Origin of the sequence: Streptomyces sp. NPDC006435 (assembly GCF_040612315.1) — a bacterium.
Classification (GTDB): Bacteria; Actinomycetota; Actinomycetes; order Streptomycetales; family Streptomycetaceae; genus Streptomyces.
The window spans coordinates 1-12662 of record NZ_JBEXPY010000007.1 but is presented as its reverse complement, the minus strand read 5'-3'; the positions used below and the strand labels follow the sequence as shown (position 1 = coordinate 12662).

Below are 12662 nucleotides of genomic sequence, written 5' to 3'. Positions count from 1 at the left end.
GACACAAACCCACAGCTCAGGAACCCGCGTCTTCAACACAATCACGCACCAGCTCGTAAGCCGCCTTGTAGGCGACGTACCCCCATTGCTCGCTGTCCGGGCCGGGGGCGGCGTGCGGGTCGGGGAACCAGCGGTTGATCGGGCCGAGGCCGGGCGGAGGAATGGTGAGGCCCTTCGCCATCGCCGCCATCGCCTCGGCGGAGCTCGTCACGTAGGGGACGGCCCCGGAAGATCCGTAGGAGTCGCTCGCGGCGTCGGCCTCGGGGGACGCCAGAGTCGTGCACAGCACCAGACAGCTGCCCGGGGCGAGCCGGGCTGTGTACTCCTGCACCAGGGCGGCGGCCTCGGCCGGGTCGGTGATGTGGCCGATGACGGACATCAGCATCAGCGCGACCGGCCGGTCCAGGTCCAGCGTCCGCGCGGCGTGGGCGAGCACCGTGTCCGGGTCCGCCAGATCGGCGTCCACGTAGTCGGTGGCACCCTCGGGCGTGCTGGTGAGCAGGGCGCGGGCGTGCGCGAGGACGATCGGGTCGTGGTCGACGTAGACGATCCGGGCGTCGGGCGCGACGCGCTGCGCGACCTCGTGGGTGTTGTCGGCGGTCGGCAGCCCGGTGCCGATGTCGAGGAACTGCCGGTACCCCTGCTCGCCGGCCAGGTGCCGTACCGCCCGCCCGAGGAACGCGCGGGTGGCGAGGGCCAGGTCGACCATGACGGGGTACTCGCGCTTGATCTGCTCGCCGAGCTCCTGGTCCGCGGCGAAGTTGTCCTTGCCGCCCAGCAGGTAGTTCCAGAACCGCGCGGAGTGCGGTTTCTCGGGCTGGAGGTCCAGGTCCTGCGTGCCGTCGGTCATGAGGGGGAGTCCTTTCCGGTCCGGATGCGGGTGGTCGGGGGCGGGGCGAGGGCCGCGGTCGCGTCCATCGCGGCGAGGTAGGCGAGGACCGCCCCCTTGTCCTCCGTGACCGTCGACGCCTCCGGGTGGAGGCCGCGCACGATCAGCCGGTCGGCGAGCTGCCGGTGGGGGTAGCGCAGGATGTCCGCCGATCCGCTCAGCAGCAGCGGGTGCTGCCCGGCCGTCGTGGGGATCACCTGCAGGGTGACCGCTCCCCGGTGCACGGTGAAGTGGTCCAGGCGGGCGAGCTGCTCGGCCATCACCTCCCGGCTCCCGATCACCCGCTCCAGTACAACGTCCTCGACCAGGGCCCACAAGCGCACGGGCCGGTCCGCGCGGTGGACGGTGTGCCGCTGACGCTCCTCCAGGAGCCGCAGCCGCCGGCAGATCTCCTCCGCGCCGGCCCGGGGGTGCCGCAGCTCCAGGAGCGCGCGGGCGTAGCCGGGGGTCTGGAGCAGTTCGGGAACCACGCCGGGGGCGTAGGTACGGATCAGGCTGGCGGCCGATTCCAGGTCGATCACCCCGGCCAGGTGGTCGGGGAGGATGTCGCGGTACGGGTGCCACCAGCCCGGCTTCCGCACCTCCTCCAGCGAGGCCAGGACCGTCTCCGCCTCGGCCTCCGGGGTCCCGTACAGACGCAGCAGATGGCTCACCGTCGCACGGCGCGGGGCGGTCCTGGCGAGCTCCAGACGGCTGAGCGTCATCTCGTGCACGCCGAGCGCCGCGGCGGCGGCCTCCAGGGTGAAGCCCGCGGCCTCGCGCCGGGCGCGCAGCTCGGAGGCGAACAGGCGCAGGGCCACGGTGGGGCCGGAGCGGGGCCGTGACACAGACAGAGCCCTTTCTCGTCGGTGGGTCCACGTTCCACGATCCAACAGTGACCGCCGCCCCGCACTCTGCAGGGTTGCAGAGTGTGGGGTGACCCTGGATAGTGGTTTAGGCCACTTGGCCGAAAATTCTTCTCCCGGTCGTCCCCCCGAGGAGTGGAGGTACTCATGTACGTCTGTATGCCGGCAGGCCTCGGCTCGATCCGCCACACCCAGCGCGTCGTCGCAGCCGAGCTTCGGCTGCGCCACTGCCCGCCCGAGCAGATAGCCGATGCCCAGCGGGTCGTCGCAGGCCTTCTCGATCCGCTCTGCCGGGCCGCGGACGTCCGCCAGTACGGCCTCACCCTCCAGCAGTCCACCAACCTGGGCACGGTCTTCGTGAGCGTGGACGCGGACGGCACGAACATGCGGCGCGAGATACCCATCCCCCGCCCCCGGCCCCCCGTCGACGACGTCCCGGGGCTCTGAGCGGGCAGCCGGCGCGCCGACGGGACAGACTCCCCGCATGGAGCTGATCGCGCGGGGGCGGGACGCCGACGTGTACGCGCTGGACGGGGCCAGGGTGCTGCGGCGCTACCGGCACGGGGGACCGACGGAGCTGGAAGCGCGGCTGATGGAGCACCTGGCGGCCCGCGGGTACCCGGTGCCGAAGGTGTACGGGTTCACCGGTACCGACATGGTCCTGGAGCGGCTGACCGGGCCGACGATGCTGGACGAGCTGGCCCGGCGCCCGTGGCGGGTCCGCTCCCTCGGCCGGACGCTGGGCCGCCTCCACGACCGGCTGCACGCGTTGTCGGCGCCGCAGTGGCTGCCCCGGCGGTTCGCGACGGCGGACGACGACCGGGTGCTGCACCTGGACCTGCACCCGGGCAACGTGCTTCTCACCCGGAGCGGTCCCGTGGTGATCGACTGGCGCAACGCGGGCGCCGGCGATCCCGCCGCGGACGTGGCGATGACCATCGTGACGGTCGGCGGCGCCGAGGTCTCCGGACCGGCCGCCCGCCTGGGACGGGGCCTGTTCGTGCGCGGAGTGCGCAAGGGCTGCCGCACCGACCCCGAGGGGCGCATCGGGGAAGCGATCGAGGCCAGACTGGCGGACCCGAACCTGACGGCCGCGGAGGCGGCATGGCTGCGCCGTCGCGCCGACGGCCGGAGCGGGCGGCGGGGCCGCTGAACGGAGGCCGGACGCGCGTCGCTCCCGCCACCGGCCACGACGTGCCCCTGGGCGCCGGATCCGGTGCTTGACTTCGAGCCCGCTCCAACTCGTAGGCTCCGCCGGGCACACCGCAGCCCGTACCACCGGCCCAGGAGTCCTCATGCGATACCGCACGCTCGGCAGAACCGGCATCGAGGTCAGCGTCCACTGTCTCGGCACGATGATGTTCGGCGCGATCGGCAACCCCGACCACGACGACAGCGCCCGGGTGATCCACGCCGCCCTCGACGCCGGCATCAACTTCGTCGACACCGCGGACATGTACTCCGCGGGCGAGAGCGAGGAGATCGTCGGCAAGGCGCTCGAGGGCCGCCGCGACGACGTCGTGCTCGCCACCAAGGTGCACTTCCGGATGGGAGAGGGCCGCAACCGCAGCGGCAACTCCCGGCGCTGGATCGTCCGGGCGGTGGAGGACAGCCTGCGACGGCTGCGGACCGACTGGATCGACCTCTACCAGATCCACCGCCCCGACGAGAACACCGACATCGAGGAGACGCTGTCGGCCCTGAGCGACCTGGTCCACCAGGGCAAGATCCGCGCCTTCGGCTGCTCGGCCTTCCCCGCCGAGGACCTGGTCGAGGCCCACCACGTCGCCGAGAAGCGCGGCCTGCTGCGCATGCGCACCGAGCAGCCGCCGTACTCGATCCTGGCCCGCGGCATCGAACGGTCGCTGCTGCCGGTCTGCGAGCGCCACGGCATGGGCGTGCTGACCTGGAGCCCGCTCGCCGCAGGCTTCCTCTCGGGCAAGTACCGCAGGACACGGACGGTCGACATGAACACCGGCCGCGCCGCCCTGCAACCGTTCCGCTTCGACCCCGAACTCCCGGAGAACGCCGCCAAGTACGAGGCCGTGGAGCAACTGGCCGAGCTCGCGGCCGACCTCGGCTGCTCACTGCCCGAACTGGCCGTCGCCTTCGCCGCCACGCACCCCGCCGTCACTTCGGTCATCATCGGCCCGCGCACACAGGACCAGCTCGCGGGCCTGCTGAAGGGCGCACAACTCACCCTCGACGACGCGACCCTGGACCGCATCGACGAGATCGTCCCGCCGGGCACGGACGTCTACCGCGCGGACGCCGTCTGGGCCCCGCAGTCCCTGACCGACCCGGCACGCAGGCGACGCCCCCTCACGGAGCGCTCCGCGGGCTGAGCGCCGTATCCGCTCCGGGGACAGAGCGGCGCCGGCCGCCCCCGGAGCGGATACCGGAATCACCGGCCGGCCGGCCGGGCCGACCGATTCGGGCCCGCCTCTCGGGCCGTCGGAGCGGAAAGCCGCAGCGCGGCGGCGTTCCGCTCCCAGCCGGACCACAGGGCGGCATCCGTGCAGTAGCCGCAGTCCGGGCCGAAGAACATCCGGCCGGCCGCCCCGTCGCCCATCAGCCAGTAGCGGAACCAGGCGGTGGCCGGGGCGCGGAAGTCCCCGCCGTCGCCGATCGAGTCGAGGTGACCGGCGCCCCGGACCTCGCCGTAGACGGCGGGGACGTGATCGGAGTCCTGGTACATCGACTTCACCAGCACCGGCCACACGATCCTGTCCTGCTGGCCGGCCAGATAGAGGACGGGCTCGTCCATCAGATCCGGATCGGTCAGGGGACCCGGCTGGATGGGCACGGCGGTGATCACCCGTGGATCGATCGCCGCGTTGACGGCGGCCGCGCCGCCCTGCGAGTGACCGGCCGATCCGATGTGCGCCAGATCCACCTTGCGGTAGTAGGGACTTGAGCTGTCCGCGTTCCGCTGCTCCAGCACGTCGATCCCCAGACGCATGCTGATCGCGTAGTTGGAGGTCGGCGTGTTGGCGGCGGCCACGATGAAACCGTGACTCGCCCAGTGCCGCAGCAACGAGCCGTACACCGCGGGCACCGCCCCTGTGCCATTGCCCCAGATGATCACCGGGTGGGGTCTGCCCGACTGCCCCAGGTCCTGCGGCCGGTAGAAGGTGTGCACGACCCCGACCTCCACGCTCACGGCGTACGGCCCCGGCGCACCCCAGTCGGCACCGGCGGACGGGACGCCTCCCGAGTCCGCCGACACCATCGACGACGCCCCGGTCGGGCCACCCGCCCCGACGGCACCTGCGGAAACCCCGGGCGCCGCCCCCACCGTCAACACGGCGGCAGCCAGAAGCCCGCCGACCGTACGCCACCTTCTCCTGCCCGACATGGCAACTCCTCCACGGATACGGCACGTTGCGCGTCCTCGCAGCGTGACCAGAGCCATGATGGGATTTTGTTTCGCTCCTGTCTGTCCGCAGGTGCCCAGCCGTCGCACCGGATTCCTGGGCGTCTGCACAACGCCGCTCCACGCACTCCCGGGGCGATCCGTGGTGCGGCACCCCCGCGGGAAGCCTGGAATTCCCCGGCGGGACCGCGTCTGCGGCCAGGCACGGACGGGGGCGGGTGTGGAGTTTCGGCTGCTGGGTGGGATTGGGGCACGCACGGACACCGGCCCCGTCGAGCTCGGGCCGGCCCGGCAGCAGACGGTGCTGGACGCACTGCTCATGACCGCCAACCGGCCGGTGACGGTCGACCGGCTGGCGGACCGGGTGTGGGGGGCGGGCCGCCGCAACGCGCCACGCAGACCCTGTACAGCTAGCTACGTGTCCCGGCTGCGCCGACTGCTGCCGGGGACATGCCGGCCGCCCTCGAAGCCGTGCACCTGGCCCTGGAGGGATACCGCCGTGCGGGATTCGCACCCGGCGAGGGCGCCATCCTGACCAACCTGGCACTCCACCACGGGCAGCGCGGCCGGATGCGCCACGCGCTCGGCTGGCAACAGGAGGGCATCGCCAACGCCCGCTCCCTCGGGCAGCCCATTTCGCTGGGCCGGGGGCTCAACATGGCGGGCCTGATCCACTCGTACCTCGGAGAGCTGGACCAGGCCCTCGCATGCACGACCGAGGCGATCGAAACCTATGTGCGGGCCGGACACCATTCCTTCGTGATCAGTCCCCGGATCAACCGGGTCATCGCCCATCACGCACTGGGAAGGTACGAGGAAGCACTGGCCGACGGCACCGAGGAGCTGCGCCTGTGCCACAGCCATCGGCAACAGCACAGTGAGGCCGGTGCCCACGAGATCCTCGTCCGGGTCCACCGCGACACCGGACGCCTCGACCTCGCCGGCACGCACGCCGGGCAGGCACTGCGAAGAGCCCGGGAGACGGGCGACCCGGCCAACGAGACGGACTGCCTGATCACCCTCGCCGGCCTGCACCGGCTGCACGGCCGTTCGGACCGGGCCGTCGAGTGCCTGGAAGAGGCTCTGCGGATCACCCACCGCTGCGACTTCCGCCACCAGGAGGCCGACGCCCACACCCAACTCGCGGCCGGTGACACGGACCTCGCGTCGCACCACGGCGACCGGGCGCCGGCCATCGCCCGTGCCCTGGAGCTGCGTCCCGCGGAACACCGCGCGCTGACGGCCCTCGCCGCCGTCGCCCGCACCACCGGTGCCACCCGGGCGGAGGCCGAACACACCGCACGGTCCCTGCGGATACACGAGGAAACCGGCTACCGCCCGTCACCCGCCGACGTCCCCGCCCCTGCCGGCACACCGGACGGGACGGGCCGCTGAAGCGGAGCGGGGCCGCCCGCCGTCCGTGACGCGGCGACCCCGCCCTCCTGCGGGGCCGACGCCGGCACGTACGCTGCGGCCATGGACGACCCTGTGCTCACCGCCCGGGAACTGGTGCGGGACCGGTTTCCCGCCGCCCGGGCGGCCTTCCTCGCCGGCAGTGTGCTGACCGATCGCCGGACGCCCACCTCCGACCTGGACATCGTGGTCCTCCTGGACGGACCGCCCGCCCCCAACCGGGAGAACCTGGTGCACCGGGGCTGGCCGGTGGAGCTGTTCGTGCAGACGGAGGCCGCCTGGCACGGCTTCGCCGACCAGGAGACCGAGCAACGGAATTCGCCGCTGCTCGCCATGTGCGCCGACGGCATGCTCCTGGTGGACACGGACGGGCTGGGCGCCTCGCTCCAGGACGAGGCGCGGAGGCGTTGGGCCGCGGGCCCGCCGCCGCTCCCGGACGCCGAGCGCGACCACCGGCGCTACACCCTGACCGACCTGCTCGACGACCTGCGCGGCTGTGCGGACCCCGCGGAACGGGCGTACCTGGTCGCGCACATGCTGCAACAGGCCTCGGAACTGGTCCTGTCGGCCGGCGGGCACTGGCTCGGCGGAGGCAAGTGGCTGTCGCGGCGGCTGTCCGGGGCCGACCCCGAAACACACCGCGCGTTGTCCGAAACCGCCGCGAAGGCGATGTCCGGGGACGTGGAACCCTTCGCCGCGGTCGTGGCAGAAGTGCTGGACCGGTGCGGCGGCCCCCTGTGGGACGGGTACGCCATCCGGTGAATCCGGCGGGGCGGGCTCCCGGGCGGGTCCGGGGCCCGCTCACCGGGACGCAGCCGTACGGGACCGGCCCCGTGCACACGGGGACCGGCGTCCTCATCCACCGTTGAAGAAGACCGACAGCCCTCGTGCCGAATCGGACGCGGTGGACAGGTTGGCCACCGCGACAACGGCCACGACCAGCGACAACGACGCCGTCAGCACACCGGATGCCCCCAGTGCGAGCCGGGTGCGCCTGTCGGCCGGCCCCGTTCGCAGGAACCGCCTCCACAACACCGAGCTCAGGGCGACGAGGGCGACCGCCACGATCGCGGCCATCACCGCCAACGCCACGTGGTACCGGGAGTTGTCGCCGATCATCATGTCGAGAACGGGCGGGGGAGAGGCCCCCGAGTCCGAGGAGTCGGCCAGTCGCTGTCGGACCTGATCGAGCGTGCCGGCGAGTCTTCCGTGATGGGTTCCCACGGGCAGCATCGACATCAGCGAGGTGAACGGCGCCACCGCGCCCTGGATGTTGGCCACCACGACCACCGACGAGAGCAGGGCGAGCACCGTGACGACGACGCCGCCCGCCGCGACGGCGGCCCTCCTCGCCGGCCCGGCACCACTGCCCCGCAGGAAGGACTTCCGGAGAAGGACGCCGAGCATCACGAGCACGATCGACAGGGCCGCGGCGATCGCCGCCTTGGCCACGTGGAAACGGAACCAGTAATCGACGACCCTCTCCATGCCCGGGGAAAACATTCGGTCATCGGAGTTCCAGTACCGGACGAATTCCTCGCCGACGGTGTCGATGAGATTGCGCTGGTCCGCGAAGCCGTCCTGCGATCCGTCCGCCGCCAGCATGTGCGGCACCACGAGGACGGCGGGGACGAGGACTGCGGCGAGGGCGGCGAGCAGGGCGGGCACACGGCCCGGGACGCCTGCGAACCACCCGGACCGCACAGGGGCCGCGGGACTGGACATGATGGAGACTCCCCCTGGAGAACGTTGCAGTGGCCGGGTCGACAACCCTGCCTCATCCCGCCCGCCCGGTCCCTGGGGAACACCACCTGTTCCGCCGGGGGTTTTCCCCACCCGACGACGGGGCGCCGCGCGGGGTGCGTGCCGGTGATCCGGCTCCCGGGGCGGTTGCCCGGGAGCCGACGGAGGCGAATCCGCAGTGGGCGCGGAAGTCGATTTCCCGTCACCGAACAAATGTCCCTATTCAATTGTCTCGCCGGGCAGTTCGTGCAGCGTGTGCGCCGCACGGTCGTCGACGGGGCGGCATGGAATTCTCCTGAAAAGGATGCCGCCCGGGAGTGAATTCGCCATTCGATCACGATCTTGATCGGCTTCCCTTTAGGATCGCCGAAAATGCGGTTCTCCGTATCTCCATGTACTCCCTCACGAGCAGGGCCGCAGGCCCTTCCGAACGCTGAGAGCAGGGGATGACATCAACAAGTGAACAAGTGAAGGGAGCCGCGCCCCGACCGCGTCGGCGACGACCGGGGTTACTCGGCCGCCGCACCGTCGGCTGTCTGGTCGCGCTCGCTTCGGGAATCGGCAGTGGTTCGTTGGCCGGGGCGCCCTCGGCGCACTCGCAGGAGAAGGACGGATCGGTGACGGTCCGGGTGGTCCGGGCCGTGGACACCGACGGAGTGTGGACACCCGCGCTGGAACCCGGCATGGCAGGCGTCGAGGTGACCCTCACCGACGACGCGGGGACGGGCATCGAAGGGGTCACGGCGGCCGACGGCACCGTGACACTGACTCCGCCGGAGGGCGGGGTCACCAGCGGCAAGTACCGGGTACAGGTGGTGAATCCGAAGCCGGACGTGCTGTTCCCGGCCTTCGCCTCGCGCCAGGGGCTGGACGGCGCGCCCGACCGGATGAGCAGCAACGAGGAGTTCGTCGACCTCTCCGACGGGAAGAACGTGACGTACACCACCGGGCTGTGGAGCCCGGGCGACTACTGCCAGAAGAACGCCCCGCTGGTGACGACCTGTCAGTCCGCCACGAGCGAGGGCGGATCCGGGCGCACACTGGTCTCCTTCCCGTACGACGCACGCGGCCAGGACGGCGTCGACGTCGACGTCACGGACATCGCCACCGGCGCCGAGACCGGCACGCTGTTCGGCATCGCCTGGAACAAGGCCGACAAGCGGGTGTTCTCCGCCGCGACGGCCAAGCGCACCACGGCCTACGGCCCGGGCGGCGCCGGCGGGATCTACGTGACCGACCGCGCGCAGAAGAAGACCACCCTGTTCACCGTCGTCCCGGACGCGGGGGCGACGGCACACGGCCCGGGAACCGACGACGCCTTCGTCGCCGTGCCGGGAAAGGAGAGCCTGGGCGGCATCAAGATCACCGATGACGGCAGGGACCTGTTCGTCGTCAACCTCAACAACCGCAAGCTCTACCGCTACGACGCCACGGCCGCGACCGCGGCGAAGCCGAAGGCCGTCACGGCGATCCCGGACCCGGGCTGTCCGGCGCCGGTGGACTGGCGGCCGTTCGGCCTCGGTCTGCGCGACGGCGTCGGCTACGTCGGCGGAGTGTGCTCCGGCGAGTCCACCGGAAAGGCCGCGGACCTGCGCGCGGTGGTCCTCCCCTTCGACCTTGCCACCGGGGCGTTCCGGAAGCCGGTCCTCGACCAGCCGCTCGACTACCCGCGCAAGCCCACGGGCGGTTCGCCCCCGTGCGAGGGCGCGGGCTGGTTCCCCTGGACCGACACCTTCCCGACCTCCCAGAACGGCCAGGCGTGCCAGACCTATCTGGCCCGTCCCGAACCGGAGTTGGGCGAGATCGCCTTCGAGACCGACGGCTCCATGCTGCTGGCCTTCCGCGACCGCCTCGCCGACCGGGCCTCGGCCGCCGCCCCCACACCGGGTTCGATCGCCAACGTCCTGGCCGGCGGCGACCTGAACAAGGCATGCCTGGCGGGCGGGACATACGTGATGGACACCAACAACGGCTGCGGGCTCTCGCCCAGGGGCACCCGCTTCTTCGACAACAGCCGGATGGGCGCCATCCACCCCAACGGGGCCTTCGCGGGCATGGCGCGCTCCGCGGTCGAGGACACCATCGCGACCTCCGGTTTCGACCCCAACGACACCGCCTTCGGGTACGGCACCTCCTTCGTCCGGCGCAACGGCGAGCGGGACCCGAAGTTCGGCCTGCGCCTCAACCCGCCGGGAACCATCGCCCCGTTCGGCAAGGGCGCCTCGATGGGAGACCTGGAGGTGCTCTGCGACCAGGCGCCCCTCCAGATCGGCAACCGGGTCTGGTACGACCCCGAGCGCAAGGGCATCCAGAACCCCGGCCAGAAACCGGTCGAGGGCGCGACCGTCCACCTGTACGACCGGTCGGGCAAGATCGTGGGAACGACCAGGACGACGGCGCGCGGTGAGTACTACTTCGACGACTCCAACGTCGCAGGCGGCCTCCTGCCGAGGACCGAGTACACCGTCCGCCTCGACGAACCGGCCGACTACGCCGAGGGCGGGCCGCTCCACCAGTGGGTGCCCACGGAAGCGGACGTCGGCGACAACCACTTCGTCGACTCCAAGGGCGTCGTCCCGCGCGACGCGAAGTTCCCGCAACGGGAACTCACCACCGGCGGGCCGGGGGAGAACGACCACACCTACGACTTCGGCTTCCGGCAGCAGGAGGGCGAACTGCGCCTGGTCAAACACGACCAGGACGGCAGACCGCTGGCCCGCGCGAAGTTCCAGCTGTGGAAGGAGACGAACGGCTCCGACGACCTGCAGACCACCGGAGAGAAGCCGGACACACGGGTCGGCAGGCCCTGTGAGACCGAGACCGACGGCATCTGCCGGGGCACCGGCACACCGGGCACGTACTACTGGCAGGAGACCGGCCCGCCGGCAGGGTACGCCGCGCCGGACATGGCGGTGTTCGGGCCGCTGGAGCTGACCGCCGAGAACCTCGACGACGGGGTCTCGGTGACAGCGGTCAACCGGCGACTGCCCGACACCGCACCGACACCGAAACCGGGTGAGCCCGACGGGCCGGACGCACCGAACGTGCCGGACACACCGGGCGGGCCGAACGGCCCGGGCCACGTGCCCGACTCGGGCCTGGCGTCCACCGGCACGGGCCAGGCGGTCCTGGCGGCCCTGGCCGGTTGCGCGGTGCTCACCGCTCTCGGTGCGGCACTGGTCGTGCTGATGCGCAGACGAAGGGTGCGGCACCCATAACCCCTCCGAGGGCCTGCCGCACGACCGGCCGCCCCGCCCGGCAGGCTCCGGGCGGGGAAGCCGGTACCGGTGGACCCTCCGGGCCGGATCGGGCGGGTTCGCGGACCAGCGGTTCGCGAACCCGCCCTCCCGTGTGACCGACCGATGAGAGAAGGCGACTGCATGGCTCGGAAGAGGAGGACCGGCGGCCGTACGCCGCACCGGACCCTCTGGCTCGGAACCCTGATCGCGATCGCGGTGTGCGGCATCGCGGCGGGCGGCACGGCCGCCTACCGGACACTCTCCGACGACCGTCCCGCCGAGCGGCCGGTCACGATGGACGAGGCGTCCAGGCTGGGGCTGTCACGGTTCAATCTCTACCAGGCCAGTCCCGTGGCGGTGACCCTCACCGCCACCGAGGGCGGCGGAACGGTGGTGCGGGTCGAGGGGGTCGTGGACTACCGGACCCACCGGGCCGTGGGAACGTACCGGGTCACCGGACCCACCGGGACCCCCGGATCCTCCGGGCCCGCCGCCGGGCGGCTCGACCACGGCCTGATCGTCTGGGACACCGGCGGCCTCGGCCTGGCCCCCGCGCCGAAGGGCGGCAGCGGTCCGCCCTGGCGGCAGGCGGAGCGCATCCCGCGCTCGGGCTGGTCCGCGCGCTCCTACACGGCCGACCCCCTGGACGCCGGGCTCCGGCTGCTGATCGGGCTCGGCGCGGACCGCCCCGACAACCCGCTGCTGCTCGCACAGTCCGGGGCCCGCCGGCTGGAGCGCGATCGCATCGACGGCCGCGACTACGACCGGTTCGCCGGGCCGCGCGCCCGGGGCACCACGCCCGGTGCGGGGCCCGAGGACGGACGGTCGCCGCTGACGTACTGGGTCGACGGCGACGGCGACCTGCGGCGGGTGACGATGCGGATGCCGGGCCTGGGAACCCCGACCACCGTGGATTTCTCCGGGCGCGACAGCGGCGCGAAGCTCCCCGCGACGCCGTGGGGCACCGGTTGACGCCCCCGATCCCGCGGCCCTCGGTGTCTGTCGTGGGTGGTTTCGTGGTCGGTGGGGGTGAACTCTGTGGTGGGTCAGTGGAGTTGGTTTCCGAGGGGCTGGCCGGGGGGTGGTGGGGGGAGTACGTGGGCGATGGCGGATGCGCGGTGTTCGATGTAGGGGTTCATGGCGTCGTCGGTGGCGAG

The 12662-nt window shown here is 72.1% G+C and carries 11 protein-coding genes; 7 read left to right on the top strand and 4 right to left on the bottom strand.

The features are described from left to right. Window positions 1-16 precede the first annotated feature (16 nt). A complete protein-coding gene (locus tag ABZZ04_RS10455) occupies window positions 17-850 on the bottom strand; it encodes an SAM-dependent methyltransferase (protein WP_356931788.1) in 834 nt (277 codons plus the stop codon). Further along, on the bottom strand, window positions 847-1716 hold the full coding sequence (locus ABZZ04_RS10450) for a helix-turn-helix transcriptional regulator (protein ID WP_356931787.1): 870 nt from the start codon (window positions 1714-1716) through the stop codon (window positions 847-849). The genes ABZZ04_RS10455 and ABZZ04_RS10450 overlap by 4 nt, the downstream gene beginning before the upstream one ends. 165 nt (window positions 1717-1881) lie before the next feature. Between ABZZ04_RS10450 and ABZZ04_RS10445 the strand changes: the two genes are divergently transcribed. The 3 genes from ABZZ04_RS10445 to ABZZ04_RS10435 all read left to right on the top strand — a co-directional run bounded on the left by ABZZ04_RS10445 (window position 1882) and on the right by ABZZ04_RS10435 (window position 4079). Continuing rightward, window positions 1882-2181: a hypothetical protein gene (locus tag ABZZ04_RS10445; RefSeq protein ID WP_356931786.1), complete on the top strand. Its 300-nt coding sequence runs from the start codon at window positions 1882-1884 to the stop codon at window positions 2179-2181. A 37-nt stretch (window positions 2182-2218) separates the two neighbouring features. Beyond that, window positions 2219-2887 (top strand): aminoglycoside phosphotransferase family protein, encoded by a 669-nt coding sequence (locus tag ABZZ04_RS10440; RefSeq protein ID WP_356931785.1) that lies wholly within the window; start codon window positions 2219-2221, stop codon window positions 2885-2887. A 142-nt stretch (window positions 2888-3029) separates the two neighbouring features. Beyond that, window positions 3030-4079 carry an aldo/keto reductase gene (locus tag ABZZ04_RS10435; protein WP_356931784.1) on the top strand — a complete coding sequence of 350 codons (1050 nt, stop codon included), beginning with the start codon at window positions 3030-3032 and terminating at the stop codon, window positions 4077-4079. A gap of 59 nt (window positions 4080-4138) precedes the next feature. On the opposite strand, the gene ABZZ04_RS10430 is transcribed toward ABZZ04_RS10435, so the two are convergent. Beyond that, window positions 4139-4966: an acetylxylan esterase gene (locus tag ABZZ04_RS10430; RefSeq protein WP_356931783.1), complete on the bottom strand. Its 828-nt coding sequence runs from the start codon at window positions 4964-4966 to the stop codon at window positions 4139-4141. Window positions 4967-5560: 594 nt separating this feature from the next. Between ABZZ04_RS10430 and ABZZ04_RS10425 the strand changes: the two genes are divergently transcribed. Together ABZZ04_RS10425 and ABZZ04_RS10420 are read left to right on the top strand one after the other, a co-directional pair. Further along, a complete protein-coding gene (locus ABZZ04_RS10425) occupies window positions 5561-6505 on the top strand; it encodes a tetratricopeptide repeat protein (RefSeq protein WP_356931782.1) in 945 nt (314 codons plus the stop codon). Window positions 6506-6586: 81 nt separating this feature from the next. Continuing rightward, the gene (locus tag ABZZ04_RS10420; RefSeq protein ID WP_356931781.1) at window positions 6587-7285 is read left to right on the top strand and encodes a nucleotidyltransferase domain-containing protein; all 699 of its coding nucleotides are present in this window, start codon (window positions 6587-6589) and stop codon (window positions 7283-7285) included. Between the two features lie 93 nt (window positions 7286-7378). Here the strand turns inward: ABZZ04_RS10420 and ABZZ04_RS10415 are convergent, their stop codons facing one another. Then, window positions 7379-8248 carry a hypothetical protein gene (locus ABZZ04_RS10415; RefSeq protein WP_356931780.1) on the bottom strand — a complete coding sequence of 290 codons (870 nt, stop codon included), beginning with the start codon at window positions 8246-8248 and terminating at the stop codon, window positions 7379-7381. A gap of 635 nt (window positions 8249-8883) precedes the next feature. On the opposite strand from ABZZ04_RS10415, the gene ABZZ04_RS10410 reads away from it, so the two are divergent. Beyond that, window positions 8884-11484 carry an SdrD B-like domain-containing protein gene (locus ABZZ04_RS10410; RefSeq protein WP_356931779.1) on the top strand — a complete coding sequence of 867 codons (2601 nt, stop codon included), beginning with the start codon at window positions 8884-8886 and terminating at the stop codon, window positions 11482-11484. A gap of 162 nt (window positions 11485-11646) precedes the next feature. After that, window positions 11647-12477: a hypothetical protein gene (locus tag ABZZ04_RS10405; RefSeq protein WP_356931778.1), complete on the top strand. Its 831-nt coding sequence runs from the start codon at window positions 11647-11649 to the stop codon at window positions 12475-12477. Window positions 12478-12662 lie beyond the last annotated feature (185 nt).